The 26,333-nt window shown below is 51.1% G+C and carries 29 protein-coding genes; all 29 read left to right on the forward strand.

The genetic code is table 11. The features are described 5' to 3' along the window. The first annotated feature begins 5 nt into the window (after positions 1 to 5). The 29 genes from fliG (at position 6) to FCL47_RS11990 (ending at position 26,187) form a co-directional block, all read left to right on the forward strand. Entirely contained in the window at positions 6 to 1,010 is a 1,005-nt protein-coding gene (fliG, locus tag FCL47_RS11850) for a flagellar motor switch protein FliG (RefSeq protein WP_136813728.1), read from the forward strand. Next, positions 997 to 1,812 (forward strand): FliH/SctL family protein, encoded by an 816-nt coding sequence (locus FCL47_RS11855; protein ID WP_136813729.1) that lies wholly within the window; start codon positions 997 to 999, stop codon positions 1,810 to 1,812. The genes fliG and FCL47_RS11855 overlap by 14 nt, the downstream gene beginning before the upstream one ends. 23 nt (positions 1,813 to 1,835) lie before the next feature. After that, complete coding sequence (locus FCL47_RS11860) at positions 1,836 to 3,197, forward strand: FliI/YscN family ATPase (RefSeq protein WP_136813931.1); 1,362 nt, start codon at positions 1,836 to 1,838, stop codon at positions 3,195 to 3,197. A gap of 124 nt (positions 3,198 to 3,321) precedes the next feature. Then, entirely contained in the window at positions 3,322 to 3,765 is a 444-nt protein-coding gene (fliJ, locus tag FCL47_RS11865) for a flagellar export protein FliJ (RefSeq protein WP_136813730.1), read from the forward strand. 55 nt (positions 3,766 to 3,820) lie between these two features. After that, positions 3,821 to 4,357, forward strand: coding sequence for a MotE family protein (locus FCL47_RS11870; protein WP_136813731.1), 537 nt, complete (start codon positions 3,821 to 3,823; stop codon positions 4,355 to 4,357). Positions 4,358 to 4,363: 6 nt separating this feature from the next. Beyond that, positions 4,364 to 6,001 (forward strand): flagellar hook-length control protein FliK, encoded by a 1,638-nt coding sequence (locus FCL47_RS11875; RefSeq protein ID WP_136813732.1) that lies wholly within the window; start codon positions 4,364 to 4,366, stop codon positions 5,999 to 6,001. 10 nt (positions 6,002 to 6,011) lie between these two features. Then, a complete protein-coding gene (locus tag FCL47_RS11880; protein WP_136813733.1) occupies positions 6,012 to 6,719 on the forward strand; it encodes a flagellar hook assembly protein FlgD in 708 nt (235 codons plus the stop codon). 65 nt (positions 6,720 to 6,784) lie between these two features. Beyond that, positions 6,785 to 8,086: a flagellar hook protein FlgE gene (locus FCL47_RS11885; protein WP_136813734.1), complete on the forward strand. Its 1,302-nt coding sequence runs from the start codon at positions 6,785 to 6,787 to the stop codon at positions 8,084 to 8,086. Positions 8,087 to 8,449: 363 nt separating this feature from the next. Further along, on the forward strand, positions 8,450 to 9,217 hold the full coding sequence (locus FCL47_RS11890; protein WP_136813735.1) for a motility protein A: 768 nt from the start codon (positions 8,450 to 8,452) through the stop codon (positions 9,215 to 9,217). A gap of 20 nt (positions 9,218 to 9,237) precedes the next feature. Continuing rightward, complete coding sequence (locus FCL47_RS11895; protein ID WP_136813736.1) at positions 9,238 to 10,020, forward strand: flagellar motor protein MotB; 783 nt, start codon at positions 9,238 to 9,240, stop codon at positions 10,018 to 10,020. A gap of 286 nt (positions 10,021 to 10,306) precedes the next feature. Then, positions 10,307 to 10,813 (forward strand): flagellar basal body-associated protein FliL, encoded by a 507-nt coding sequence (gene fliL, locus FCL47_RS11900; RefSeq protein WP_136813737.1) that lies wholly within the window; start codon positions 10,307 to 10,309, stop codon positions 10,811 to 10,813. 13 nt (positions 10,814 to 10,826) lie between these two features. After that, on the forward strand, positions 10,827 to 11,804 hold the full coding sequence (locus FCL47_RS11905) for a flagellar motor switch protein FliM (protein ID WP_136813738.1): 978 nt from the start codon (positions 10,827 to 10,829) through the stop codon (positions 11,802 to 11,804). Positions 11,805 to 11,864: 60 nt separating this feature from the next. Then, positions 11,865 to 12,242 (forward strand): flagellar motor switch protein FliN, encoded by a 378-nt coding sequence (gene fliN / locus FCL47_RS11910; RefSeq protein WP_136813739.1) that lies wholly within the window; start codon positions 11,865 to 11,867, stop codon positions 12,240 to 12,242. Between the two features lie 11 nt (positions 12,243 to 12,253). Then, positions 12,254 to 12,661, forward strand: a complete 408-nt coding sequence (locus FCL47_RS11915; protein WP_136813740.1) for a flagellar biosynthetic protein FliO — start codon at positions 12,254 to 12,256, stop codon at positions 12,659 to 12,661. Beyond that, the gene (fliP, locus tag FCL47_RS11920; RefSeq protein WP_136813741.1) at positions 12,658 to 13,440 is read left to right on the forward strand and encodes a flagellar type III secretion system pore protein FliP; all 783 of its coding nucleotides are present in this window, start codon (positions 12,658 to 12,660) and stop codon (positions 13,438 to 13,440) included. The genes FCL47_RS11915 and fliP overlap by 4 nt, the downstream gene beginning before the upstream one ends. 33 nt (positions 13,441 to 13,473) lie before the next feature. After that, on the forward strand, positions 13,474 to 13,737 hold the full coding sequence (gene fliQ, locus FCL47_RS11925) for a flagellar biosynthesis protein FliQ (protein ID WP_136813742.1): 264 nt from the start codon (positions 13,474 to 13,476) through the stop codon (positions 13,735 to 13,737). A 10-nt stretch (positions 13,738 to 13,747) separates the two neighbouring features. After that, a complete protein-coding gene (gene fliR, locus FCL47_RS11930) occupies positions 13,748 to 14,530 on the forward strand; it encodes a flagellar biosynthetic protein FliR (protein WP_136813743.1) in 783 nt (260 codons plus the stop codon). 103 nt (positions 14,531 to 14,633) lie between these two features. Beyond that, on the forward strand, positions 14,634 to 15,704 hold the full coding sequence (flhB, locus tag FCL47_RS11935; protein WP_136813744.1) for a flagellar biosynthesis protein FlhB: 1,071 nt from the start codon (positions 14,634 to 14,636) through the stop codon (positions 15,702 to 15,704). Then, positions 15,704 to 17,800 (forward strand): flagellar biosynthesis protein FlhA, encoded by a 2,097-nt coding sequence (gene flhA / locus FCL47_RS11940; RefSeq protein WP_136813745.1) that lies wholly within the window; start codon positions 15,704 to 15,706, stop codon positions 17,798 to 17,800. The genes flhB and flhA overlap by 1 nt, the downstream gene beginning before the upstream one ends. Continuing rightward, positions 17,790 to 19,151, forward strand: coding sequence for a flagellar biosynthesis protein FlhF (gene flhF / locus FCL47_RS11945; RefSeq protein ID WP_136813746.1), 1,362 nt, complete (start codon positions 17,790 to 17,792; stop codon positions 19,149 to 19,151). Before flhA ends, flhF begins: the two co-directional genes overlap by 11 nt. Next, entirely contained in the window at positions 19,144 to 20,043 is a 900-nt protein-coding gene (locus tag FCL47_RS11950) for a MinD/ParA family protein (RefSeq protein WP_136813747.1), read from the forward strand. Before flhF ends, FCL47_RS11950 begins: the two co-directional genes overlap by 8 nt. Positions 20,044 to 20,049: 6 nt before the next feature. Further along, positions 20,050 to 20,781: a FliA/WhiG family RNA polymerase sigma factor gene (locus tag FCL47_RS11955; protein WP_136813748.1), complete on the forward strand. Its 732-nt coding sequence runs from the start codon at positions 20,050 to 20,052 to the stop codon at positions 20,779 to 20,781. 14 nt (positions 20,782 to 20,795) lie between these two features. After that, positions 20,796 to 21,209 (forward strand): hypothetical protein, encoded by a 414-nt coding sequence (locus FCL47_RS11960; protein ID WP_136813749.1) that lies wholly within the window; start codon positions 20,796 to 20,798, stop codon positions 21,207 to 21,209. A gap of 100 nt (positions 21,210 to 21,309) precedes the next feature. Then, positions 21,310 to 22,059 (forward strand): flagellar basal-body rod protein FlgF, encoded by a 750-nt coding sequence (flgF, locus tag FCL47_RS11965; RefSeq protein ID WP_136813750.1) that lies wholly within the window; start codon positions 21,310 to 21,312, stop codon positions 22,057 to 22,059. A gap of 149 nt (positions 22,060 to 22,208) precedes the next feature. Continuing rightward, positions 22,209 to 22,994 (forward strand): flagellar basal-body rod protein FlgG, encoded by a 786-nt coding sequence (gene flgG, locus FCL47_RS11970; protein WP_136813751.1) that lies wholly within the window; start codon positions 22,209 to 22,211, stop codon positions 22,992 to 22,994. Between the two features lie 2 nt (positions 22,995 to 22,996). After that, positions 22,997 to 23,944 carry a flagellar basal body P-ring formation chaperone FlgA gene (gene flgA, locus FCL47_RS11975; protein WP_136813752.1) on the forward strand — a complete coding sequence of 316 codons (948 nt, stop codon included), beginning with the start codon at positions 22,997 to 22,999 and terminating at the stop codon, positions 23,942 to 23,944. 1 nt (position 23,945) lies between these two features. Further along, the gene (locus tag FCL47_RS11980; protein ID WP_136813753.1) at positions 23,946 to 24,629 is read left to right on the forward strand and encodes a flagellar basal body L-ring protein FlgH; all 684 of its coding nucleotides are present in this window, start codon (positions 23,946 to 23,948) and stop codon (positions 24,627 to 24,629) included. A gap of 106 nt (positions 24,630 to 24,735) precedes the next feature. Next, positions 24,736 to 25,857, forward strand: a complete 1,122-nt coding sequence (locus FCL47_RS11985) for a flagellar basal body P-ring protein FlgI (protein WP_136813754.1) — start codon at positions 24,736 to 24,738, stop codon at positions 25,855 to 25,857. 18 nt (positions 25,858 to 25,875) lie between these two features. Continuing rightward, entirely contained in the window at positions 25,876 to 26,187 is a 312-nt protein-coding gene (locus FCL47_RS11990) for a rod-binding protein (protein WP_136813755.1), read from the forward strand. The last annotated feature ends 146 nt before the right edge of the window (positions 26,188 to 26,333 follow it).

Raw genomic sequence — 26,333 nt, forward strand, 5'->3', positions numbered from 1 at the left:
ACCTCATGGCTATTGAAACACTTACCGGAGTTAATAGAGTTGCCGTTTTGCTGATATGTCTTGGCGAAGAAGCCACCGCGAAGATTTTTGAGGAGCTTTCCGACGACGAGATCCGACAAGTCACCCGGGCTATGGCGTCAATCGACCATATCCCCATGAACATAAAAGAGAAAGTATTCAACAGCTTTCGAGAATCACAGAATCTCTTCGCCGGTCTTTTTGTCAAAGGCAACAGTTTTGCCAAAAATGCCATCGCCGCCACATCGGGCGAACAAAGGTCAAAATTTCTCATGGACCAGTTTCTGTCGGGAATGGAGACAAAGTCCCTGGAAACAATTGCCCTGATGGCTCCCCTGATGGTTGCCGGACTCCTGGAACAGGAGCATCCCCAGACAGTCGCCCTTATTCTGTCCACCCAGCATATCGAACACGCCGCGGAAATCCTGACCCATTTACCGGAGTCGATCCGGGCCGATGTGGCCTATCGTATCTCCAAGATCGAGAAAGTTTCTCCGGTGGTGCTGAGCAGAATCGAAGATGCACTCCATCGCGAAATAGGCCTGGTGTCCGGAAAGACGCATAAAAAAGTAGGCGGAATAGATGCCGTGGTCGGTATCCTCAACCACATGAAGAATAATCTCGATGCCGATATCCTTGAAGACATGGAACAGACAGATCCGGAAATGGCTGAAGAGATCCGCAAGAAGATGTTCACCTTCGAAAACCTTATTGCACTCGATGGCCGATCACTGCAGATGATTCTGCGCGAAGTCAATAATGACTCTTTGACTTTGGCATTAAAGACCGCATCCGAACAGATGAAGGAAAAAATATTTGCCAATATGTCATCCCGCGCAGCGGATATGATTCGCGACGATCTCGATGCCATGGGACCGGTGCGGCTTTCTGAAGTGGAACTCATGCAGCAGGCAATTGTCAAAATAGCCTTGAAACTGGAAGAAGAAGGCAAACTGGTACTTGGTTCCGGAGGTGGTGATGAGCTTGTCTAAATACTACAAGAACTCCCCTTCCTTTCAGCCTGAAGAGCTGGTGAAACGTGCGGAAAAGAGTCAAGCTTCATCGGGCTGGCAGTCATTGCCGACCCAAGCAGAACTGCCTTTCCAGACCCAGCAGGTACCTGTCGCTGCAGTCTCGCCAAAAGAGACCAAACCGGCATCGATAAAACCATCCGCCAACGTCGCCCCCCCTGATGCTGCCGATTCGGCAATCGGCAAGAAAGAACGCAATAGCGGGCTGGAAAACCTGCCCGAGGCTGCACCGGTTATCGACTTAAGCAACTACCTGGAAATTGCAGTCGCCGAAGCCAGAATTGAAGAGGCGTACCAGAAGGGGCTCCAGGATGGCATCGCGAATTCCGAACAAGATTTTGGCGCCGCCACAAGAACTCTGTTGAACACCTGTCAACAACTTGACACCATTCGCGAGACAATTATCGGCAACAGCAGTGAAGAGCTGCAGAAGTTTGCGCTGGCAATAGCTGAAAGAATTCTTCGTATCTCTGTCCGTGAACAGGATACAACCATTATCGCCACCATTGAAGAAGCCTTGCAGCGCGCGGTTAAATCGGATGAATTCACTATCTACATTCATCCGGAAGATTACCAGACCGTAGCAGACAACTCCGCAGAGATTATCGCCGGACTGACCGGGCTCAATAAAATTGTTCTCAAAAAAGATATCAGAGTGGAACGCGGTGGCGCAAGGATTGAGTCCGAAAACTGTACCATCGATGCGACGATCCTCAGCCAGCTGGATGTGATCCGAGAAGAGATTAAAAAAACCTTTCAATGAGTGCACTGGATAACAATCGCCCCATGCCATTTGATCACACCCGGATACGCAGCCTCAACGTTATCAAGATATGGGGAAAAATCACCAGAATCGTCGGTCTGGTCATTGAGGGATATTGCCCTCATTCCAGTATAGGGTCGCTCTGTGAGCTGACAACCGTTGACGGCGAGCACACCATATCGGCCGAGATTGTCGGTTTTAAAGATGGCAAAGCCCTGCTCATGCCGCTTGGCGATCTGCGCGGACTTGGCCCGGGCAGCCTCATCAGGGTCATCCGCAACAGTGCCACCATCCAGGTAGGCCAGAGTCTTCTCGGCCGGGTCATCGACGCCATGGAAGTGCCCCAGGACGGTCTCCCGTCCCCTGTCCTTACCGAAGAAAAAGATCTCTACTCCATGCCTCCGGGGCCGATGGAGAGACAAAACATCAGCGAGACCCTCGATCTCGGGGTACGGGCAATCAACGGTCTTATCACCTGCGGTATGGGCCAGCGGATGGGCATCATGGCCGGTTCCGGTATCGGCAAAAGCGTCCTGCTTGGCATGATGTCTAAATTTGCGAAAGCCGATATCAACGTCATTGCCCTCATTGGCGAGCGGGGGCGGGAGGTGCGGGAATTTATCGAACGGGATCTGGGCAAAGAGGGATTGGCCAGATCGGTTATCGTCGTCGTAACATCCGACCAGCCGCCGCTTCTGCGCATGCGCGGCGCATTTGTTGCCACCGCCATTGCCGAATATTTCTGCAGTAAGGGGAAAAATGTCCTGCTGATGATGGATTCCGTCACCCGTTTTGCCATGGCGATGCGGGAAATCGGCCTGGCCATCGGCGAACCGCCGACAACCAAAGGCTATACCCCTTCCGTTTTTGCCACCCTGCCGAAACTGCTGGAGCGGGCCGGCCGGTTTCAAGGCAAGGGATCGATAACCGGCTTATATACGGTACTTGTCGATGGGGATGACATGACCGAGCCTGTTGCCGATTCGGTCCGGTCCATTCTCGATGGCCACATCGTCCTCTCTCGGGCCATAGCTGCTAAAAATCATTTCCCGGCAATCGACATCCTGAACTCGGCCAGCCGGGTGATGCGCGATATCACCTTTCCCAGACATCTGGAACTGGCCGGCAAAGCCAGAGAGGTCCTGGCCAGTTACGCCGAGGCGGAAGACCTCATCAATATAGGGGCCTACGCGAAAGGCTCCAATCCGAAAATCGATTATGCACTCAGTAAGATTGATGCCATTAATACTTTTCTGCGACAAAATTACTCGGAAACAACGACCTTAAAAGATACCATTGAACGTTTAGGCAGCGTACTCACGGATCGCAAGGATGAAGAGCCCTTAAAAAAGAACCGCCGCCAAACCGATAGAAACAACGAGTAGTGCGATCAAATTGCGCCGCCGTTTCCTCGCGGCAATGCTTGCAGCATTGCCGTGAGATTTCGTTCGCCGAAACCATTTGGAATTTCGCGCGCTTGACATGTGAACCCTGAATTGCCCTGGCACCATGATGAAACCGTTTAGCCTGCAAACTGTACTGAATCACCGGAAGCGGTTGGAAGATATTGCGCAGCATCGTTATCTCGAAGCAAAAAAAACGCTCAGCATCATAGAAACAAAATTAGACGATGCATCACATGCTTTAACGCTTTTCATCGCCGAATCAGCACAATTACAGCAGGAAGGAATCGGCATAACCGAGCTGATCAGACATGAAGAAAGAATTGCAGCCCAGAGACAGAATATACAGGCGATAAAAAAAAATCTGGCCGAGAAAAAACAGCTCGTTGAAAAAGAACAACAAAACCTGCTGCTCCGCAGTAAAGAACACCAGATTCTGGAGCGCTTGAAAGAGACGCAGAACAAGGCCTGGCACGCTTATTTAAATAAGCAGGAAGCGGCAATGCTCGACGAGATCGCCACGACCCGACACGAGCCCGACCTTTTCTAACGTTTTTAAATTGATACATAAACTTCTTTTCAAAACCCTGGCCCACACACTCACTATGAAATCTTACCTCCACCTGACCTTCCTGTTTTTCTTTTTCACCCTTCTGCCACAAACTATCCAGGCCGCGGACACTGCGCCTGCGCCTGCTGCAGATGCAGCCAAGAATTACGATTCCGTTGAGGAAAGACGACTTGCTGCCACCATCTTGCAGGAACGGGCAAGTATCAGAAGAGAACGCGAAGATATCTCCATGCGTAAAAAGGAGCTAAAGACCCTCGAGGAGGGAGTCGATAAGAAACTCACTGAAATGGATGCAAAACTTGCTGAGCTCCGAGAGCTGCAAAAGAAAATTGACTCGGTTCTTGCGGACAAATCAGCAAAAGAGAAAAAGCGAATTCAGGATCTGGCTAATATTTACCAGAAAATGTCGCCTGACAAAGCCGCCCTCGCCATTACCGGGTTAGACCAGAGGTTGGCGGCCGATCTGCTGGCCAGCATGAAAGTTAAGGCCGCGGCAAAAATTCTGGACCAGACATCCAAACTGAAAACAACTGAAATCAGCACAACTTTTACCACCCTACAACTTGAGTGAAACATTATGCCCCAAACTGCCATCATCCAGCCAGCAACTCCCAAGGGTCCTCCACAGACCCGAACAGCTGGCACACCCGGCAAAAAAGAGCAAAACGGGTTTTCTCCCCACCTCGACAAAGCGGTATCCAATACCAAAAAACAGCAGCAGGCAAACCGAGACGAAAGCCGCACCACAGCCTCTGCAAAGACTGACAAGAAAACTTCTTCTCAATACCCCAGTCCCTCGCCTACATCTCAGGGAACCAGCGATTTGCCAGATGATACACCAACGGCAAACACTGTAAATAATCCGGATGGAACCGAGGCAACTCCCGAGCAGTTGGCGGGCCCTGTCTTTGATGCCGAACCACCAGAAGAAGAATTTTCCACGACAGTTTTCTCACAACCGCAGCAGCTTGAACCATCCGCGCATCGGCTCCAGGATACCCCCAGCGCCCATTCCACAGAAACTGTTCTGCAAAAGACCATGCTGACCCAGCAGACATCGGAATCCGCCGAACCAAAAATCGACAATGCCATACCGTCAACCGCAATTCCGGCTGTGCCCGCGCCGGCAATCCCTGAAACAAAGGCGATGCCGGCAGCGCTCACGCCGGTACTCCCTGAACCGATAATCGACAAGCGCATACAACCAACTGCGACAAAGGATCCGAACCTTTTCATCGACCAGCTGCAGCGCATTATCGATCAGGCCGATGAAGCAGGCACGGTATCCATCACCAAGGCTGCAGGCACCACTCCTGTTGACTCGATACGCAACAATATCAATGGGATTTTACTGCCGGAACCTCCAGAAAACCCCTCACCGGTTCTTGTGTCGACCACAACCGGGTCATCGGCCGCTGCAGTCAACGATTTATTCATGGCGAATGCAGATGGGGCCGAGAAAGCCACAGCGAGACCGGGCGAGCAGTTAAGCGGAATAAGGCAGGACAGTCAGCAGCAATACTTTAATCCGAAAACAGCTACGAAAACCCCTGGCGATGCCAGTCAAAATCCACAGGAACAACGGCGAGGCGACGACCTGCCGCAACAGGGGATGGGAACGGGACCGCAAACCGGACAGGTAAGTGGTCTCTCGAGTGGCACGGAACAGAGCAATACTTTCTCACAGATGGTCACCACAAGCCAACCGGCAGCAACACCGCCAACAACACCGTCAGCAGGCACAACTGCCGGCACGACCTTCCTGCCATCCGGAGTTCCCGTGCAAGAATCTGAAATCATGCAGCAATTAAGTAACAGACTGCAGCTGTCCGGCAGAAATATGGATTCCCGAATCAACCTGAAACTCCATCCGGTGGAACTCGGCTCCTTGAAAATCGATTTAACCGTTAAGGAGGGGTCCATCCGGGCAAATGTCGTCGCACAAAGTCAACACACCTCAGAAATTCTCGAAAAAAATATGACTAAATTGAAATCTATCCTAGAGAATCAGGGCTTTACTGTCGATGAGATATCAGTCACGGCTGAATCCGATTCGGTGAACGATTTTAATCTGTTTGATGGACAGCTGTTCGGCCAGAATGATTACGCCCCAAAAACCCGGAAAGGACGCCGGGAAGATGAGCCGATATTCACCCTGGCCAATAATGTCTTTGCTGCCCCGGCGATGAGCACCGGGGTCAATGTGAAAATCTAGGAGTGGCAAGATGAGTAGTTATATTGATGCATTAAACCAGACCACTACTACTGCAACGGGCAAAAGTACTGCGAGCAGCAGCAAAGAGTCGGTCATGGGCAAGGATGATTTTTTAAAGCTGCTGGTCGCCCAGCTGCAGAACCAGGATCCGCTCAGCCCCGACGACCCGACGGCATTTACTGCGCAGCTGGCCCAGTTCAGTTCACTGGAACAGCTAACCTCGCTCAATACCAGCATGAACAATCTCGTCACATCCAACGCCAACTCCGATCGGTTTTCCACCCTCACCACCATCGGCAAGAACGTGGCGTACAGCAGCAAGGATTTCACCTTCACAGGGGATGCGGTGGAACTCGGCTATCAACTGGATAGTAAGGCCGCAAACGTAACAATGTCTCTGCAGCAGAACGGAGTGACCCTGGCCAGAATTCAAGGGACAGAATTTGCCGCCGGCAATCATTTTATTACCTGGGACGGAAAGCTTGCCAACGGCAGCAAAGCCCCTGTCGGGGACTATAAAATAGTGATCGAGGCAAAGGATACAACCGGCAATAGTGTTGCGACAGCCCCCCTGCAGAGATCAGAAGTTACAGGAGTCGATCTGCAGGGAGAGTATGGAGGGACCCTAATAACCAAAATGGGTGATATAGCGTTCACCTCTATTCTCGGAGTATTTGATCCGGAAACCTTGATACCACAAACGACGGCGACCGAATAATCACCGATTATAAATGATTGTGAGTAGTTTTTAAAAAACTAACTCTATAAAGACAGGAGAGTACGATGGGTATTTCGAGTGCAATGTATAGCGGAGTCAGCGGCCTGAACACCAATAGCCAGGCGATGAGCGTAATCGGCAATAATCTGGCGAACACCAACACCGTTGGCTTTAAAGGTTCCCGGACGGTTTTTGCCGACCTCCTTTCCGGATCGATAAACGGCTCGGGCGGCATGTCCCAGGTGGGCCGTGGAGTTGGAATGTCGAAAGTAGACCAGATTTTCAGCCAGGGTACCTTTGAGACCACCGAGTCAAATCTCGACGTGGCCGTAGAAGGTGACGGCTTTTTCGTTCTCAAAGAAGCCGGAGACGCGACAGCCTATTACTCAAGGGCCGGGTCCTTTCGGTTTAACGAAGATGGATATCTGGTTAATCCGGAAGGATTGATGGTGCAGGGGAAAAGCTTTGATGCTAATGGCACGCTGAAGACCGGTGATGCCGGCAATATCCAGGTTGCAAGCAGCGGCCTGGTAGCCGGCAATGTCACCTCGACCCTCGAACTGACAACAAACCTCGATTCGACGGAACCGATAATTTATTTAGATCCCTTGGATCCTTCAGATCCTGCATACGTTGGCCCCTCCTTTGCGTATAACGATTCGACCACCTATAATTATTCCTCTTCAGTGCAGGTCTTTGACACCCTTGGCAATCCGCATCTCCTCAGCACCTATTTCACCAAAACCGCCGATAATACCTGGGAGTCCTTCTGGAGTGCAGAAAAAGACGATGGATCAGGCGCCATCATGAGCGGCTCCCTGGGAACGCTGAATTTCACTCCAGACGGCGTCCTGTCAGCAGCTACCACCTACACTATCCCGCCGGGAACAGCCGCGGGAGAGCTGAGCTGGGGCAACAGCACAACGAACACAGGCATTGCCGTTACCTTTGATACCACGCAATTCAACAGCGAATCGGTGGTCATTTCGCAAAACCAGAACGGCACTGGCGCCGGAAATCTCACCGGGGTGGAGATTAACTCCGAAGGCATCGTCGTCGCCTCCTATTCAAATGGTGAACAGACGAAAATCGCCCAGCTCATATTAGGCAAATTTGTCAATACCAGCGGTCTGTCACTTGCCGGGAGCAACCTGTATACAGCGACAACCAGTTCAGGCCCGGCCCGTACTGGTTTGCCGGGGCCCGAGCTGGGTAATATTTTCACCAACTCGCTTGAACAGTCAAATGTTGATATGGGTTCCGAGTTCGTCAGAATGATCACCGTCCAGCGTGGTTTCCAGGCCAACTCCAAAATTATTACCACGGTGGACGAACTGCTGGGAGAGCTCATCAATCTCAAGAGATAACAGTCATAATATTGACACTTTCATTCCATAAACCAGAACCAGCTCTCTTTGCTCGTTCTGGTTTGTTGTTTCCCGCATCCGGTAGTGTCCCGTTCCAGGTCATTATTCCCGCCACCGACAGAAATAACCTTCTTATATGGAATGTTATTTGCTAGCTCTTGTTGCAAAAATGTGGAGTCGATACCAGCCGGACAACTTGCGGAAAATATTCATTGTATCGGATGAATCTCGGCAGACACGAGCCACATGCCATGCGAAAAATAGTTTTAACGAACCCAGGCAGACAGATAGACAGCCGGGATAAATCCGCTGTGAGACAGATTTTTTTTCTAAGTCACTAACCCCCAGTCATGGAGGCGTTTTTTGGATCTTTCAACTTTAATAGGCATCGGGGCTGCTTTTGGCCTGATGCTGATGGCAATACTGCAGGGTGGCCCCCTGTCGATTTTTATTAATATTCCATCCATTCTCATAGTCTTTGGCGGAACACTCGGCAACACCCTGGTGCATTATCCCTTCGGTGATGTCTTTGATGCCCTGAATGTTGCGAAGAAGACGTTTATGTACCAGGAGATGTCCATAAACAAACTCATTATTCAATTGATGGAATTTGCCAACAAAGCCAGGAAAGAAGGCATCCTCGCCCTGCAGGGAGCAATGGAATCAGTTGAGGACGAATTTCTTAAAAAAGCCATGCAGATGGCGGTCGATGGCCAGGAACCGGAAACCCTGCGCAGCATGCTGAACACCGAGATTGAATATATCCAGATGCGCCATGGGAAAGGCGCAGACATCTTTATTTCCATCGCAGCATATGCACCGGCGATGGGCATGGTCGGCACCTTGATCGGCCTGGTCCAGATGCTCCAGACCATGGACGATCCCGCCTCAATTGGACCAGCCATGGCGGTTGCCCTGCTGACCACTTTCTACGGGGCAGTCATCGCCAACATTATCTGTGCACCGATGGCCGGCAAGCTGAAAAACCGGTCCGCGTCAGAAGTACTAACGAAAACTCTTATCATTGAAGGGATGCAATCAATTTTATCCGGGGAAAATCCGAGAATCATGGAACAGAAACTGCATGCTTTTATTGCACCGAAACTTCGCGAATCCACCTTCAATAAATAACAGAATAACTGAGTAGAATTATGGCGGATGAACAAACCCAGGCTCCACCCAAAAAAGAAAAAAAGGCGGATGTCGCTCCCGGCGCTCCGGCCTGGATGGTTACCTATTCCGATCTGGTTACCTTACTGTTGACCTTTTTTGTTCTGCTGCTCTCTATGGCCAATATGGACCCGGTACGTTTCGTTGCTGCATCCGGTTCCCTGAAAGACGCCTTTGGTATGCAGCAGGAATCCAACAGCACCGACTTCGCCATTCCAATTTTCCCTCATCAACCGAAGTCGCAATACGCACCGATTCAGATACAATCCTCAGAAAAAGTTTACGAAAAAGTAAAATCCAAGATCGACTCTCTGCGGTTAAACGACGACATAGGTTTTATTAAAAAAGATGACGACTCGATTATCCTGCGCATCAGTGATTCGGTTCTTTTTGCCCCCGGCCAATCGGATATCGCCAAAAAAGCCTTGCCGCTCCTACGGAATATTGCCGAAATAATCAAACCATTGCCCTTGAATCTGCGCATTGAGGGACATACCGACGACTCTCCGATGAGCGGCCCGAGAACGGCCAACTGGGATCTCTCGGTCGAACGGTCGGTGTCTGTGCTGCGCTATTTTTCCCAGAGCGACCTGCTTTCGCTCGACAGGATGGCAGCCGTCGGCTACGGCAAAGACCGACCTGTAGTTGCCAATGTGGATGAAGCTTCCAGGGCACAAAACCGACGGGTGGATTTTGTTCTCCGGCTCAAAGATAACCGTCTCAGAGGCAATACCCCAGGAAATGGTGGTACTATGCCTCTTTAGTGAATTAGAAATAAATTACTTGTTCTTTTCACAAGTAATTTATTTCGTGAATGAACTTATCCCGCGACGCTTTTAGGCGGGATTAGTGAAAGACATTATCCAGCGACGCTTTTGGGCGGGATTAGTGAAGGAACTTATACCCCTCTAGGGGGTACAAAACAGAGTCCCACAAAGCTTTTAGGCGGGATGAGTGAAAAATACCAGCAAGGAATACACCCTTATAAAGAGGGTAACAAACAAACCCGGCTGATTTCCCGTTTACCACGATAAGTATCAAGGACAAAAAATGGCTGAGAAAAAAGAAGCACCAGTTGAAAAGAGCGGCAGCAAGAAAAAACTTTTTATCATCATTGGAGCGGTGGTTGTCGTTCTTCTTATAGGTGGAGGAGTTGGCGCGTGGTGGTTCCTGCTGCGTGACAAACCTGTCGCCGAAGCAGAGAAAGACCCGGCGCAACAAGTTCAGGTACCGGCGATCGGCCAACCGGCTGCGATAGGACCCATGGTGAATATTGAGGAATTTATTGTCAACATAATCAGTGGGGATGCGGCCCATTATGTCAAGGCTTCACTTACCGTCGAACTGAACAATGAACTGGTAAAAACGGAAGTTGAGCAGAGAATGCCGCAGATGCGTGATGCGATTCTGCTGCTGATCGGCAATAAGACGTACGAAGAACTGCAGGATCTCCAGGGAAAAAAACAGCTGAAAGCCGAACTTTTAAGCACGGTCAATTCTTTTCTGCAGACGGGCCAAGTGGTCTCCATTTACTTCACGAACTTTGTGGTTCAATAGCGTTGAAAAAACAATGGATTCAATTCTAAAGAAATCCGAGATTACCGAACTTCTCAATGCAATACGAGAAGGCAAAGTCTCTCTTGACCTGGATGATAACGATCAGGATGCATTTTTGGCATGCAGTCCGATCAACCTGTTTCAACTGGTCAGACCGGACAGAGAACAGTTCAGGATTCCTAACTTTGATCTTATTATCGATCTTTTTTGCCGCTCATACGCCACTTCCCTGACCAATCAGCTGCAGCGTACATTTTCTATTACAAGGACAGCTCTGGACACCCATGAATTTCAGAAATTTATGGCCGACAAACACCAGACCGGCGGGATCGGGATTCTTGATATGCCACCGTTAAAGTACGGGGCGCTGATTGTCATCGATCCCAAGCTGTCCTTTTCAATGATTGAAATCATGCTGGGCGCCACAAGCGAGATGGAATCGTCCCCCCCGGAGCGCAATCTCACGACGATTGAGCTCAGCATTCTCAAAACCATCCTTGCCGATGTCTGCAAAGATTTGGACAAGGCCTTTTCGCAATTGCTTGAACTGAACACGACCATGGTCAAGCTGGAAAACAATGCCCGCCTGGTTTCGATTGTCGAACCGGACGCCGAGGTTATTGTCGGGACGCTGCTTGTCAAGATGGGCGAGCTTTCCGGTGAAATCTACCTGGTATTTCCATACGCAACGCTTGAACCCCTGCGCGACCTGTTGCGTGAACTCCTGAGCATTTCAACAGTTACCCGCGGCACATGGCAAGACGTACTGGAAGAGGAAATTCAGGATATTCCATCTGATGTGACCGCCCAGTCGGGCACGATAACCCTGTCAGTGCAGCAGGTTTTAGACATGAAAATCGGCGACATCCTCGATTTGAACTATGATCCGGGTGCACCTCTTAAAGTTCTGGTTGATGACAAGGTCAAGTTTTTTGCCATCCCCGGAACACACAATGGCAAGAAGGCAATCAGTCTCACAGGCGTTAACTAAGATGATGGCATCTTCGCCATCTTCAACCGGACTTTTTACGATTTCACTGAAGGAACGTACATGGAAACCTCTCATACCAAGAACAGTCGTCCCGATCCGGACGAGATAAAAGAACTATTACAGGAAAATCCTAAGACAGGCCGTATCCCTGCCGGCCATTCCTCTGACCAAAAAACCGGCCGGGGTCTCAACTTTCTCTATGATATCCCCCTGCAGGTATCGGTCGAGGTTGGACGAAGCAAAATTCTCCTGCGCGACCTGCTGAAAATGGGTGAAGGGTATGTCATTGAACTGGATAAGCTGGCCGGAGAACCTCTTGATCTGTATGTCAATTCCAAGCTGATCGCCAAGGGCGAGGCGGTCATGGTGGGAGATAAATTCGGTATTCGTTTGACAGATGTCGTGAGCACTGCCGACAGGATCGAAAATCTCGGCTAAAGGTGACGCCCATGCTCCCGCTTCAGACAAACAGGCTGTTTCATGCCGCATTTCTTTTTGTTGCCCAACTGGCCGTCCCTTCGGCCGTTTATGCCGGCGCCGACCTCGGCGGCGATACAGCCGATTATTTTCGAATGATCTGGGGACTGCTGGTTGTTCTCGGTATCATTTTAGTTCTGTATGGAATTGTCAGAAAGCGATTTTCTCTTCTTTCTCCCTCCGCCGGCGGAAATATCAAGATCCTGGAGGTCAAGGCCCTGATGGGCAAAAAAGCACTTTGCCTGGTTGATGTCAAGGGACAGGAATTTTTACTTGGCATAAGCGGTGAGTCGATCAGCCACATTGCCACGCTCAGTCCCCAGGCCAGAACATCATTTGCTGCAACCCTGCAGGCAACCGAAGTACCAGGACAGTCATGACCTGCAAACGACACCATCTAACGCTGCTTTTACTACCGCTTCTCATCCTTTTTGCTGTGGTCTGTGCTGCGATCTTCACAGCCACTGACGCCCATGCCCTGGGACTGCCGACCATAACCTTCGGCGTAGAAGACGCCAATACTCCGCAGCAGGTATCAAACGCGCTGCAGGTGTTGTTCGTTTTGACCATTGTCTCCGTGGCCCCGGCGATTCTGTTGATGACCACCTGTTTTACCAGGATTGTCATCGTGCTTGGCTTTGTCCGGCAGGCCATGGGCACGCAAAACATGCCGCCAACCCAGATCATCCTCGGGCTCTCCCTGTTTCTTTCGTTCTTCGTCATGTCGCCGACTCTGACCAAAATCAATGAAGAAGCCCTGCAGCCTTACATGAACGAGCAGATCGACCAGACGGCGGCGCTGGAAAAGGCCATCGCCCCAATGCGGGACTTCATGTTCAGTCAGGTCCGTGAAGAAGAGCTGACCCTGCTTACCGAAATCACCATGAAATCGGAGCCGACCGACCAGAAAGACGTGCCGACCATGACCCTTATCCCGGCCTTTATGCTGTCTGAGCTCAAAAGGGCCTTCCAGATGGGTTTTCTGATCTATATCCCTTTTCTGGTCATTGATATGATCGTTGCATCGATCCTTATGTCCATGGGCATGATGATGCTCCCCCCGGTGATTATCTCCATGCCTTTCAAGCTGCTGCTCTTTGTTCTCGTCGATGGCTGGAGCCTTGTTGTCGGCTCGCTTATTAAGAGTTTTGGGCCATGACTTCCATACAACTACGCCAGCTGAGGTACTAAGATGAATCCGGAAATGGTTGTTGATATCTGTCGCAAGGCTATTCAGACAATCCTGATGTGTTCTGCCCCGATGCTGATAGTTGCCCTGCTCGTCGGTCTGCTGGTGTCTATTTTCCAGGCAGCAACCCAGATCAACGAACAGACGCTCACCTTTGTGCCTAAAATAGTTGCGGTGTTTCTGACCTTGCTGATTTTCGGCTCCTGGGTCATCAAAATAGTCTCCGTCTTTACAATAGGCCTTATTGAACTGATGGGAACCTTCTGACGGCACCATAGTGGACTTCCAACTCATCCCGATTGAACAGTTTCAAACCTTTCTCGTTGTGCTCAGCAGGGTTGCCGGGTTCATTGGTGCCATTCCGGTAATTTCATCGGCCCAGACCCCGGGACGCATAAAGACAGCGATGGTTATGGCCATCGCCCTTACCCTGTTCCCCCTGATGGCCGATGCGGTACCAAAAGTCAGCTTTGCTCCCGTCCCTTTTATGCTGCTGATTCTCTCCGAATTGCTGCTGGGCCTCCTGCTGGGCCTGGTTGCCAGGCTTATTTTCACCGCGGTCGAATTTGGTGCAACCGTTATCGGCTTCCAGATGGGCTTTGCCGCAGCAAATGTCTTTGATCCCCAGAGCCAGAGACAGGTAGCACTCATTTCGCAATTTCAGAATGTTTTCGCCATTCTCATTTTCCTGACGGTTAACGGCCATTATCTGTTTCTGCGAACAGCCGTGCGATCCTACGAACTCCTTCCGCCAGGACATTTCAATCTCTCCGGGGAGGCAGTTCCCTATCTCATGGAGCTTTCGTCACATATGTTTATAATCGGGGTACAGTTCAGCGCACCTGTCCTGGCGGTCCTGCTCCTCTCCGGCCTTATCCTGGGCATTCTCGCCCGGGTATTTCCCCAGCTTAATGTTTTCCTCATCTCCTTTCCCATCAATATCGGGGCCGGTTTTATTGTCATTGCTTTGACACTCAATATGCTCTCAATATTGATTAGACGAGAATTTGACACTCTGGGGGATCGATTTATAATCCTGCTCAATTTTCTCAATCAATAACGGCCTGCTAAAATTACTTTGCCCGGAGTGCTATTTGCAAGGATCAGGGAGAATCGGCAACAGGCACAGCAGTTCTTCGTAAATCTCGTCCAGGCAATAGTTCATGGCAGAAGAAAGCTCCTCCGGGGGCGAAAAGACAGAAGCCCCGTCAAGTAAACGACGGGACGATTTTCGTAAAAAAGGCCAGATAGCCCAGAGCAAAGAGGTGCAGACCGCCTCGCTGCTTACCTTCACGCTTCTTTTCTGGGTCTTTTATCTGCCCACTTTCTGGAAGGGTCTGACTGAAATCATCTATTCCCTCTTTCAGTCAAGCGGCGAATTTGTCGTGACACCCTCTTCAATCATGAATCTTGCGAGCTTCCTCCTGGTGAAACTCGGCCTGCTCATCGCCCCATTGTTTTTACTCGTCTTGATTATCGGTTTTTTTTCTAGTTTTTTCCAATTCGGCTGGGTGCTGACGGCAAAACCGCTGATTCCCGACTTTTCCAAACTGAATCCCATCTCCGGAATGTCGCGATTTGTCTCGAAAAAATCTTTTATAGAAGTCATCAAATCGCTGTCAAAGGTCTTCCTGATAGGCTGGATCGCCTACTCAACGGTTCTGGATAATTTTGCCGAAGCCCTCATCCTCGTCGATACCAACGTCGGCACGACCATCAGCTACCTCGGCAGAATATCAACCCTTATTCTCGCTAAGGTGTGCGCAGTACTCATTCTCATGGCCTTTTTCGATTTTCTCTATATCAAATGGGAAATGGAGCAAAAAATGAAAATGACCAAGCAGGAATTAAAGGAAGAGTTCAAGCAAAGCGAAGGCGATCCGCATATCAAGGCGCAGATTCGGTCTATCCAGCAGGAAATGGCCAGAAAAAGGATGATGGCAGATGTGCCGAAAGCGGACGTCATCGTCACAAATCCCACCCATATTTCCATTGCTATCCGGTATGATTCCAAAGAGATGACCGCACCGGTCATTATCGCTAAAGGTGCCGATCACGTGGCGATGAAAATCAGAGAGATTGCCAGGGAACATGACATTCCCATTATCGAAAATCCGCCAGTGGCTCGCTTATTGCATAAGCTGGACATAGGAGCCAATATACCAGAGGATCTCTTCAAGGTTGTCGCGGAAATTCTCGCTCATGTTTATTCACTGAAAGGCAAGACGAATTAATGGAACTGACGAACGTACAAAACAGACTGTCCAACCTGAGTTTTAAACAACTCTTCGGCCGCAGCGATGTCGTCGCCGGCCTGGGACTTGTCTCCATCCTGATGATCATGATCATTCCACTGCCGTCGATCATCCTGGATCTGTTTCTTTCCATGAACATCACCATCGGCCTGCTTATTCTCATCATCAGCTTGTACACGGTAAAGGCCACGGATTTTTCTATTTTCCCTTCCCTGCTTCTGACCACCACCCTTTTCCGGCTGGCGCTGAACGTCGCATCTACCCGTCTTATCCTGATCCACGGTGACGAAGGGCCAGGCGCCGCCGGATCGGTTATTCAATCGTTTGGCCAATTCGTGGTCGGCGGCAACTATGTGGTTGGTATTGTCATCTTTGCCATTCTGGTGCTGATTAATTTCATGGTTATCACGAAAGGTGCCGGCCGGGTCGCCGAAGTCGCTGCCCGTTTTACCCTTGATGCGATGCCCGGAAAACAGATGGCCATCGACGCCGATCTCAATGCCGGACTGATCAATGAAGATCAGGCGAGAGCCCGGCGCGAAAGCATCGCCAAAGAATCCAGTTTTCACGGGGCCATGGACGGTGCGTCAAAGTTTGTCAAGGGCGATGCCATTGCCGGTATTATCATTACCTTTATCAATATCGGGGCCGGTTTTGTCATCGGCGTCGTGCAAAAAGGCATGCCGGTGGCCGAGGCTGCCGCCAACTACACCATTCTTACCGTCGGCGACGGACTGGTCGGCCAGATTCCCGCCCTTATCATCTCCACGGCAGCAGGTCTACTGGTCACCCGAACTACCGGGGATTTGGACTTCGGCAGTGATCTTAAAAGTCAGTTTACCGTTAATTCTGTTGCACTCTGGGTGGTTGCCGGAATCCTCATCGCCTTCGCATTGATTCCAGGCCTGCCGTTCTTCCCCTTTCTCATTCTTTCCTGCAGTCTCGCAGCACTTGCCTACCACCTCGATCAATCAAAGGCAGCCAAGGAAGAAGAGATCATTGAGCAGCCGGAACAGGCGCCGGTTAAGCGGGAAGAAAACTATGAAGAAATGCTCAACGTCGACATGCTGCAGCTTGAAGTGGGCTACGGTCTCATCCCCTTTGTCGATTCGGCCCAGGACGGTGAGTTGCTCAACCGGATTCAATCGATCCGGAAACAGTTCGCCCTCAACAACGGTTTCATCGTTCCGCCGGTACACATTAAAGATAACCTGCAGCTGTCACCCAACCATTACACCTTCTCCCTGAAAGGAGTGAAGGTCGCTGAATCCGAGATCCTGCCGGATCATTTCATGGCCATGGATCCAGGCATGGTGACGGAAACGATGCGCGGGATTGCCACCACCGAACCGGCCTTCGGACTCCCGGCGCTGTGGATCAGCTCGGACAAAAAAGATCGGGCCCAGATCGCCGGCTACACGGTCGTTGACTGCACCACCGTGATGGCAACCCATATCAGCGAGATCATCAAACAGTACTCCCATGAGTTAATCGGCCGTCAGGAGGTCCAGGGGCTTCTTGACAATCTCGCCCGCAGCTATCCGAAACTGGTTGAGGAACTGATTCCGGCCGTGCTGTCTCTTGGCACCATCATGCGGGTGCTGCAGAACCTGTTGAAAGAAGGGGTGTCAATCCGGGATCTTCGCACTATCCTGGAAACCATGGCTGACTGGGCTCCGACAACACAGGATACCGATATCATCACCGAATACGTCCGGCACGCGCTGGCCAGGACCATCAGCAACGACCTGGCGGTCAACGGGGTTATCCCGGTTATCACCCTGGCCAAACCCGCCGAGGATGCCATCAGAAACGGTGTGCAGCACAAGGAGACAGGAGCATATCTGTCCATTGACCCGGTCATTGCCCAGCGAATTCTCGACAGCATCGGCAGGGCGATTCAGTTTTTTGACGGCGGCAGCCGACCTGCCCTGCTGGCCGCACCTCAGATCCGGCCCTTCGTTCGCAATTTAACGGAGAGATATTATCCGTCACTGACCATTCTCTCGCATAATGAAATTACTCCCAATCTTAAGATCAGATCTCTAGGAACGGTGAACCTGGATGCAAGTTAGAGTCTTTCAATCGGCAGACATGGCTTCGGGCCTGAAACAGATCAAGCAGGAACTTGGTCCGGATGCACTTATCCTGTCAACCAGGACGGTCCGCAACGGCAAGCTCGGGATACTGGGCAAACCGATGCTGGAGATTACCGCAGCCATTGATGCCGACTTACCGCAAACGAAGCAAGGTGTCGCCGGCTACCCCGGTTCTCCCAGGCAGGCAAGCGCCCCTGCAGCTGATGCAAGAAGGCAGAAGATTGGTTTTCGCCATACCGTCGACGATGCGGTCGACGGGTATCTCAATGAGCCCCCAGCGACCAATTACCACCCCTACAGCAGGGCCGTTTCACGTGCAGCGACACCTGAAAGAGAAGCGGCACACCCCGCGATGGCGAATGATCCCGGCCTGCAGAGTGAAGTTAATGAGCTGAAAAAACTGGTGAAGAGCCTCGCCGGCCAGATAACGGATCTTGCCGAAAAAGAGAGTGTCACGCATTCTGCCAGACATGCCGCGCTTCAGGTCAAAGGGGCCGAATCAGCGTCCCGGCCCACCGGCAATCCTCTGCAGGGCGACCATATCCTCACCACGCTTATCGACAGAGGTATCAACGTCGAAACATCGCGGACCATTGCCGGCTTTCTGCGGCAGAGCCTGACTGATCTGGAGCTGTGCGACTCGGCTCATGTGCAGGATACGATAATCTCGACCATAGCAGATCTCATTGCCGTTAAACCACCGGTGTTTGCCGCGAAGCAGCAACAGCAGCGTATTGCGCTGGTCGGCCCCACCGGAGTCGGGAAAACAACCACCCTGGCGAAAATAGCCGCAAACTACCTGAGCAAGTATTCCCATTCCATCGCCTTAATCACCATCGATACGTATCGAATTGCCGCCGTCGAGCAGCTGAAGGTCTACGGTGAAATTATGCGCCTGCCGGTGGATGTGGTCATCAACCCGGAGCAGCTTGAACGGGCAATCAACCGGCACAGCGACAAGGAACTGATCCTGATTGATACAGCAGGCAGGAGCCCGAGGGACAGTTACTGCATCGAGGAGCTCGCCTCGTTTCTGCCCGAAAAACTCGATATCGACAAACACCTGGTCCTTTCTGCGGGGAGCCGCGAGAATGAGCTGGTGAGCACCATTAAACGTTTCAACACACTCGGTATCAGTAATACCATTTTTACTAAAATTGACGAATGTGCCAGCCTTGGCGTGCTCCTCAACATACAGATCCAGAACTCTTCCCCGTTGTCCTGGGTGACTAACGGCCAGAGAGTCCCCGAAGATTTACTGGAAGCTTCTCCAGAAATTATTGCCCAGTTGATCATGTCTCAACATGAAGGATCCCAGCATGACTAATACATCTCATTTACCCGGAGATCAGGCCAAAACGTTGCGTGATCTGAACTCTCGCCAATCCGATAGTGTACCGGCCGAGGTCGAGGAGACAACCACCGTCTACTCGATTACCAGCGGCAAAGGAGGCGTCGGCAAGACAGCGGTTTGCGCCAACCTTGCCTACAATCTCGGGACCATGGGGAAACGCGTCCTCATCCTTGATGCCGATCTTGGGCTGGCCAATATCGATGTGGTTTTCGGTTTGTCACCTTCGTATAATCTCAATCATTTTTTTTCCGGAGAATACGAGCTGCAGGATATCATGGTGGATGGCCCGGTGGGTATCAAAATACTGCCGGCAGGCTCGGGTATCCAGAATTTCACCCGGTTGAATTCCAATCAGAAAATGCGCCTGCTCGACGGCCTCGACTCCATGCACAACCATTTCGACTATGTACTGATCGACACGGAAGCGGGAATTTCTGAGAACGTCACCTATTTCAACACCGCAGCCCAGGAGATACTGGTGGTAACGACGCCGGAACCAACCGCGATAACGGATGCCTACGCGCTGATGAAGCTGCTCTCCACCCAGTACCATGAAAAAAAATTCAACCTGGTCGTCAACCAGATCCGCTCGGAAAACGATGCCCTGGATGTGTATCGCAAATTAACCATGGTCGCCAACCGCTATCTCGACATCTCCATCGATTATCTCGGATCTATCCCCGAAGATCGACAGATGATCGACTCTATCCGGAAACAGAAGGTAATCAGCGAACTCAACCCCGGCTCAAAAGTGACGACGGCCTTCCGGCAACTGGCCGGAAGAATATGTTCCGAACCGTCGCAGACCACGCCCAAGGGGAATCTGCAATTTTTCTGGAAAAAACTGCTCAACATCGGGGGCTGATAAGAGATGAACTACAATCACAATCCCCACGCAGAAGACAAATCGAAAATAATCCGCGACCATCTCTACCTGGTGGATATTCTGGTCGGCAGAATGATAACCCAGGTACCGTCCTTCATGAATAAAGACGACATGAAGAGCGCCGGGATGCTCGGTCTTCTCGATGCGGCCAACAAGTATGACACCTCGAAAAACATCCTGTTCAAAACCTTTGCCGAATACCGTATTCGCGGGGCCATTCTAGATGAGATGCGCAAACTCGACTGGTTCTCCAGATCCCTGCGGGAGAAACAGACCCGCATAGGCAGAACTATCGTGGATCTGGAGCTGCAGCTCGGACGAGACCCGGAAGATCATGAAGTCGCCCGGGCGATGCAGCTCTCTCTCGACGAGTACCGGTCAATGCTGGGTGAAGTCGGGCATCTGGGCTGCGTCAGCCTCAATGAAACCCTCGACAACAGCCAGGAAGGCAGCTCGTTTCTCGATTCCCTGGTGGATGAACGAAGCGATATCTCACCGGGGGCGAGAATTGAAGGGCAGCAGCTGACCGCAAAAGTTGCCGAGGTGCTCGCCCTGCTCTCCGAAAAAGAACGGTTGGTCATCTCCCTCTACTACTACGAAGAGCTGACGCAGAAAGAGATCGCCGATGTACTGGAACTCTCCGAAGGCAGAGTCTCCCAGCTGCACAGTCAGGCCCTTATCAAGCTGAAAACCAAGCTGGACGCCAGGCTGCACTGAAATGGAAATCGACCATGGATAAACTACATCCGGCTCACTATGCAACAATCAGCCTGGCAGTTGTCACTGTTTTGTTGCTTGTCCTTCTCTTTCTTCTCAAAAAAAAGACGACGCTCCTGTCACAGCAGCTCGTCCAGCTGACCACGATGCTGGAAATAACCCGAAAGCGACTCGCCAGGCTCCAGGAAAAACATGACAAAATAGTTGCTTTTCAAAACAGTCTCAAAACGGCAGAACTGACCACCATGCTGCAAAAACCCCGTCTTAATGCCCAGAGTACGGCTTCCGGCCCGACCCTTTCCGGGAAATACAGCAGGATCAAGTCTCTTGCCGAAAAAGGTCTGTCGGTCGATGAAATTGCCGCGATTCTCGGCGTCTCAACCCATGAAGCCCGGCAACTGGTAAATTTATCCAAGCTGGCCCAGTGACATCGCGCAGGGAATATTACAGCTTAATGTTTAAGAAAACCGACAACAAACCGATAAGAAAAGAGTCAAAGTAAATCTCTTTTATCTATAGGATGCACATATGGTTTCAGGAAAATACAGCGCGCTGGCCGGAGCGATCTCCAGGGAACAGGCGATAGCCAATCTCAGCAACAACATGGCGAACGTCAGTACCAGCGGCTATAAAAAATCGCATATCAGCTTTGAGTCTATCCTCCAGGAAAAGACCCAGACGGGTGCCGCCAAGGGCATTAACTACGACCGCATTGGTAAAAACTTCACCGATTTTTCACCCGGACCGGTTCGGATGACTGAAAACCCGCTCGACATTACCATTCAGGGGGAAGGTTTTTTAAAAGTCCAGGGTCCTGCCGGAATTTTATATACCAGACGCGGGGATCTGGCGATCAACGCGGCAGGCGAGCTCGCCACAAGCAACGGATTGCCGGTTCTCGATACCGGCAACTCGCCGATTTCCATTCCCGACACCGACATAAGCTCCATTGCAATTGGCGACGATGGGACAATTTACACCCTTGGCCCGCAGGGATCCAGAGCGGAAGTCGCCCAACTGGGGGTTGTTGATATTGACGATAAACTGAAGCTTAAACGGGAATCCGACACGACCTTTTCCCTTGAAACGGGCGCAGCTGAAATTCCAGGTGAAAATTTCAGGATCGTCCAAGGCGGGCTGGAGCTGTCCAACGTCAATATGGCCGAGGGAATGGCCGAGATGATTGACAATTACCGGACTTTTGAAACCTACCACAAGGTGCTGAAGAGTTACCAGACTATCAGCGAGCAGCAGGAAGAACTCGGTACCCTGGCCTGATGGTTTAGTAAAAAGCTTGATATTCGAGCTTTTTACTAAACCATCCTGTGTATGCAGACTTTTCTACGACTTTTCTCTGGTACCCATGCGCCGCATGGGTACCACGGCAGATTTATCATTTACTCATAGAGAACAACAAAGGAACAGATATGATCAGATCACTTTGGACCGGCACCACGGGAATGCACAGTCAGCAGTTGAATATTGACGTCATTTCCAACAATCTGGCCAACGTCAGCACCACCGGTTTCAAGAAAAGCAAGGCCGATTTCCAGGATCTGCTGTATCAGACAATGAAGGTACCCGGCAGTCAAACTTCGGCGGACACCGAATCCCCCACAGGCATCCTCATCGGCCTCGGGGTAAAACCGGCCGCAGTCACCAAGGTTTTTTCTCAGGGCGATCTGATACTCACCGAAAACGAACTGGATGTCGCCATCGAGGGCAACGGTTTCCTTCAGGTAGAGCAACCGAACGGCAACACCGGCTATACCAGGGCCGGGGCATTAAAACGCGACAGCAACGGCCGGATAACAACCTCCGACGGCTATATTATCATTCCGGCAATCACCATCCCCGAAGGTGCCAAACAGATCACCATCGGGGAAACCGGCATTGTCAGTGCCATCATTGACAGTGATACGACCAGCACGGAACTCGGAACAATCGAACTGGCGACTTTTACCAATAATGCCGGTCTCTCCGCCATTGGCAAAAACCTGTTCGAAGAAACAGCCGCCTCAGGCAACGCCCAGACCGGCACTCCCGGAGAGGACGGTTTCGGTACCCTGCTCCAGAGTTACCTGGAGGGCTCCAATGTCAATATAGTGGAAGAGCTGGCCAGTATGATCACCACGCAAAGGGCCTATGAAATTAACTCGAAGACCATCCAGACCTCCGATGAAATGATGCAGACCACCAACAACCTCGTTTAATTATGCAAAAAGTATTCATAATAGTCTGCCTGCTGTTCGGCTCGGTGCAGATAGCCAGTGCCCTGGAAATAACTTTTAAACCCAACAGTTCGGTGGACGACTCCGTTATCAGACTAGGCGATATAGTCAGCTTTGATCAGCAGACCGAAATGGCCAAAGCACTCGCCACCCAGCAGATAGGCCAGGCGCCTGCCCCGGGAGAGACGATTACGTTGAGCTCGATCAGTATCAAGGACCACATCGCCGCCAGCCAGACTCTGCCCCAGGATATCCAGTGGACCGGTTCACCAACCGTCGCCATACTGCGCAGCGGCATTGACATCGGCCCTGAACGGATACAGACAATTATCGCCGACTATATAAAAAAGAACCAAAACGACCTGCCCGAGGCGGAAATCCGCTTTGTGCCGGAATCGCTGCCCCTGCCCTTTACCCTGCCGACCGGTGATCTCAGTTATGATGTAACGCCATCAAATCCCGCTATTCTCGGCAGCTCACGGTTTTCGATAATTTTCAGGGTCAATGATACCGTCGTCAAAAACATGTCGGTACGAGGGAAAATAGAAGCTCTTGCCCAGGTTGTCGTCTGTGCTGGCAACTTGAACAGAGGCGAGATACTCCGTCCCCAACATCTCAAAACGGCGCTTATGGATATCAGCGCAATAGAGAATCCCTGCTTTGAGCCAAATGATCTCATTGGTCAAAAACTGCAGAGGAGCCTGCGGGCCGGGTCTCCCGTTCTGTTATCCATGGTTGAAACACTGCCAATAGTACGACGGGGCGAACGAGTGAAAATTGTCATCAACTCAGGTCCACTGCATCTTAGCGCGACGGGCCTTGCCAATAGTGATGGAGCGCTGAACGAAATGATTCGGGTCCGCAATATCAATTCAAATAAAATGGTCTATTGCCGGGTAGCCGCTCCGGGTCTGGTGGAGGTAATGCTCTGAGATGAAAAATCTACTGTTCGTAATATGCTGTGGCCTGCTGCTTGCCGCCTGTGCCCCAACCCAACCTTTAATGACCATCCAGGAACCGCTGGAAGAAATTCATGCCGCCGAACCGGTGATCAGGGAACAGGGTTCGCTCTGGCAGAATGGCAACCGTTCGATGTTTTCCGATCAGAAAGCCCGGGATGTCGGCGATATCGTTACCGTCATTATTTCTGAAACGGCCAGCGCATCAAAACAAGCCTCAACATCGACTGACCGGTCATCCAGTGTCTCCGCCTCAATACCCAATCTCTTTGGCCTGGAAAACAGCAAGGTCTTCACCGGCGATAATCCAATCAATCTCAGCAGCCTGGTCAGCGCCGATCTGAGCAACGGCTTTGACGGCAGTGGCTCCACGACCAGAAAAGAAGACCTGAAGGCCTATCTGACGACCCAGGTTGTCGGCCGGTATCCCAACGGACAACTGAAAATTCGCGGCGGCAAGGAAGTCATGGTCAACAGTGAGGTCCAGATTATTTATCTGACCGGCATTATCAGACCGGTGGACATCACTGCAGCCAATACGGTCAACTCGGCAAAAATCCTCAATGCCCGGATCAGCTACACCGGTAAAGGTGCGATCAGCGATAAGCAGAAGCCCGGCTGGGGTGCGCGCATTCTTGATAATGTCTGGCCGTTTTAATAACCTGTGACTATCCAGCTGGTTCCCATGCGCTGCATGGAACCTTTTTACCGCATATGATAGTTTTACTACCTATTGGAATAAATAAGTTATCAATGGATTTGGTATGAAATCATGTATCGCTCTTGTCATTTTCGCGTGCTTTTTCCTGGCGTTACCAGGAACAGATGCCCACGCAACCAGGGTGAAAGATATTGCCCAGCTGCATGGCGTCCGCGACAACCAGCTCTTAGGTTATGGACTGGTTTCCGGCCTGAACGGCACCGGCGATGATATGAAAAAGTCGGTTTTTACCCTGCAGGCCATCTATAACATGATGACCAGACAGGGTATCACCATCAATCCCGACAATATCAATGACATCAAGGTCAAAAACGTGGCGGCTGTCATGGTCACCGCGTCTCTGCCCCCCTTTGCCAAATCGGGCTCGACCCTGGACGTTCAGGTATCCTCCATGGGCGACTCCAAGAGCCTGGCCGGCGGCACCCTGCTGATGACCCCTCTGGTCGGCCCGGACGGTAATGTTTATGCGGTTGCCCAGGGTTCTCTTACTGTCGGGGCCTTCTCTTTTGGCGGCAAGGCGGCGCAGGTACAGAAAAATCATCCGACGGTAGGCCGCATTGCCAGCGGCGCGATTGTCGAAAAAACGATTCCGGTGGCCCTGGGTACCGATGGCCGTCTCCAATACCAGCTGCGGGATGCAGACTTTACCACCGCCTCGAATATGGCCGAATCAATCAACCAGAATTTTGGCAAAGGTACTGCTTTCCCAGACAGTCCCGGAACGATCCAGGTGAATGTCCCACAATCGTATAAAGCGAAGCTGGTCGATTTTATCGCGGCAGTTGAGGTACTTAATGTCCAGGCAGATACCGGGGCCAAAGTGGTCGTCAACGAACGTACCGGCACCATCGTCATGGGCAAGGATATCCGCCTGTCCACAGTGGCTGTCTCCCATGGCAATCTGAGCCTTATTATCCGCGATGATCCGGTGGTGTCGCAGCCAAATCCATTAAGCGACGGCCAAACCGTCGTCGCCCCGCGGACCAACGTTTCCGTGGTCGAAGAAGATGGCCAGCTGGTCCTGCTGGATATGAAAAAAGGCGTATCCATCGGCGAGATTGCCAACGCTCTGAATGCCATTGGCGCCACCCCAAGGGATCTGATCGCTATTTTTCAGGCCATCAAAGCGTCCGGTTCTTTGTATGGCGAACTCATCATCTTATAACATCAGGAACAGAGTAATATGGACTTTAAGATAGACCCACGAATTCTTACCAGCCATGCCACCCAGCCAAGCACTGACAAGAAAGCCAGGAGTCTGGAATCATTGAAAAAATCCAGCCAGGAATTCGAGACGATGTTTGTCATGGAAATGTTCAAGGCAATGCGCAAGGCGGTACCGGACGGTGGCCTGTTTGAAAAAAGTTCGGCAACGGAAATGTTCACCGAAATGCTCGATACGGAAACCGCCAAAGCCGCCACCTCCGGTAAAGGTTTAGGAATTGCCGAGGCAATGTACAATCAGATGGCCGGACTCATCGAGAAAAAGAAATAAATGTCATATCCGCCTTCTGCGGCTGCTTCTGTTCTTTTTTCTTATCCTGTCTTCTCTACATTAAAAATGGAGGGAGGACGGGATTTTTTTTTGGTGTTTGCTGGACTGAAACTTTTTTAGTGCCCCCTTTGAGGGGGATAGGTTCG

The organism is Desulfopila sp. IMCC35006 (assembly GCF_005116645.1).
Classification (GTDB): domain Bacteria; phylum Desulfobacterota; class Desulfobulbia; order Desulfobulbales; family Desulfocapsaceae; genus Desulforhopalus_A.

What these genes read in the sequence shown, in the direction of transcription:
- fliG (WP_136813728.1), top strand. Translation starts at nt 6, where the DNA reads ATGGCTATTGAAACACTTACCGGAGTTAATAGAGTTGCCGTTTTGCTG.
- FCL47_RS11855 (WP_136813729.1), top strand. Translation starts at nt 997, where the DNA reads ATGAGCTTGTCTAAATACTACAAGAACTCCCCTTCCTTTCAGCCTGAA.
- FCL47_RS11860 (WP_136813931.1), top strand. Translation starts at nt 1,836, where the DNA reads ATGCCATTTGATCACACCCGGATACGCAGCCTCAACGTTATCAAGATA.
- fliJ (WP_136813730.1), top strand. Translation starts at nt 3,322, where the DNA reads ATGATGAAACCGTTTAGCCTGCAAACTGTACTGAATCACCGGAAGCGG.
- FCL47_RS11870 (WP_136813731.1), top strand. Translation starts at nt 3,821, where the DNA reads ATGAAATCTTACCTCCACCTGACCTTCCTGTTTTTCTTTTTCACCCTT.
- FCL47_RS11875 (WP_136813732.1), top strand. Translation starts at nt 4,364, where the DNA reads ATGCCCCAAACTGCCATCATCCAGCCAGCAACTCCCAAGGGTCCTCCA.
- FCL47_RS11880 (WP_136813733.1), top strand. Translation starts at nt 6,012, where the DNA reads ATGAGTAGTTATATTGATGCATTAAACCAGACCACTACTACTGCAACG.
- FCL47_RS11885 (WP_136813734.1), top strand. Translation starts at nt 6,785, where the DNA reads ATGGGTATTTCGAGTGCAATGTATAGCGGAGTCAGCGGCCTGAACACC.
- FCL47_RS11895 (WP_136813736.1), top strand. Translation starts at nt 9,238, where the DNA reads ATGGCGGATGAACAAACCCAGGCTCCACCCAAAAAAGAAAAAAAGGCG.
- fliL (WP_136813737.1), top strand. Translation starts at nt 10,307, where the DNA reads ATGGCTGAGAAAAAAGAAGCACCAGTTGAAAAGAGCGGCAGCAAGAAA.
- FCL47_RS11905 (WP_136813738.1), top strand. Translation starts at nt 10,827, where the DNA reads ATGGATTCAATTCTAAAGAAATCCGAGATTACCGAACTTCTCAATGCA.
- fliN (WP_136813739.1), top strand. Translation starts at nt 11,865, where the DNA reads ATGGAAACCTCTCATACCAAGAACAGTCGTCCCGATCCGGACGAGATA.
- FCL47_RS11915 (WP_136813740.1), top strand. Translation starts at nt 12,254, where the DNA reads ATGCTCCCGCTTCAGACAAACAGGCTGTTTCATGCCGCATTTCTTTTT.
- fliP (WP_136813741.1), top strand. Translation starts at nt 12,658, where the DNA reads ATGACCTGCAAACGACACCATCTAACGCTGCTTTTACTACCGCTTCTC.
- fliQ (WP_136813742.1), top strand. Translation starts at nt 13,474, where the DNA reads ATGAATCCGGAAATGGTTGTTGATATCTGTCGCAAGGCTATTCAGACA.
- flhB (WP_136813744.1), top strand. Translation starts at nt 14,634, where the DNA reads ATGGCAGAAGAAAGCTCCTCCGGGGGCGAAAAGACAGAAGCCCCGTCA.
- flhA (WP_136813745.1), top strand. Translation starts at nt 15,704, where the DNA reads ATGGAACTGACGAACGTACAAAACAGACTGTCCAACCTGAGTTTTAAA.
- flhF (WP_136813746.1), top strand. Translation starts at nt 17,790, where the DNA reads ATGCAAGTTAGAGTCTTTCAATCGGCAGACATGGCTTCGGGCCTGAAA.
- FCL47_RS11950 (WP_136813747.1), top strand. Translation starts at nt 19,144, where the DNA reads ATGACTAATACATCTCATTTACCCGGAGATCAGGCCAAAACGTTGCGT.
- FCL47_RS11955 (WP_136813748.1), top strand. Translation starts at nt 20,050, where the DNA reads ATGAACTACAATCACAATCCCCACGCAGAAGACAAATCGAAAATAATC.
- FCL47_RS11960 (WP_136813749.1), top strand. Translation starts at nt 20,796, where the DNA reads ATGGATAAACTACATCCGGCTCACTATGCAACAATCAGCCTGGCAGTT.
- flgF (WP_136813750.1), top strand. Translation starts at nt 21,310, where the DNA reads ATGGTTTCAGGAAAATACAGCGCGCTGGCCGGAGCGATCTCCAGGGAA.
- flgG (WP_136813751.1), top strand. Translation starts at nt 22,209, where the DNA reads ATGATCAGATCACTTTGGACCGGCACCACGGGAATGCACAGTCAGCAG.
- flgA (WP_136813752.1), top strand. Translation starts at nt 22,997, where the DNA reads ATGCAAAAAGTATTCATAATAGTCTGCCTGCTGTTCGGCTCGGTGCAG.
- FCL47_RS11980 (WP_136813753.1), top strand. Translation starts at nt 23,946, where the DNA reads ATGAAAAATCTACTGTTCGTAATATGCTGTGGCCTGCTGCTTGCCGCC.
- FCL47_RS11985 (WP_136813754.1), top strand. Translation starts at nt 24,736, where the DNA reads ATGAAATCATGTATCGCTCTTGTCATTTTCGCGTGCTTTTTCCTGGCG.
- FCL47_RS11990 (WP_136813755.1), top strand. Translation starts at nt 25,876, where the DNA reads ATGGACTTTAAGATAGACCCACGAATTCTTACCAGCCATGCCACCCAG.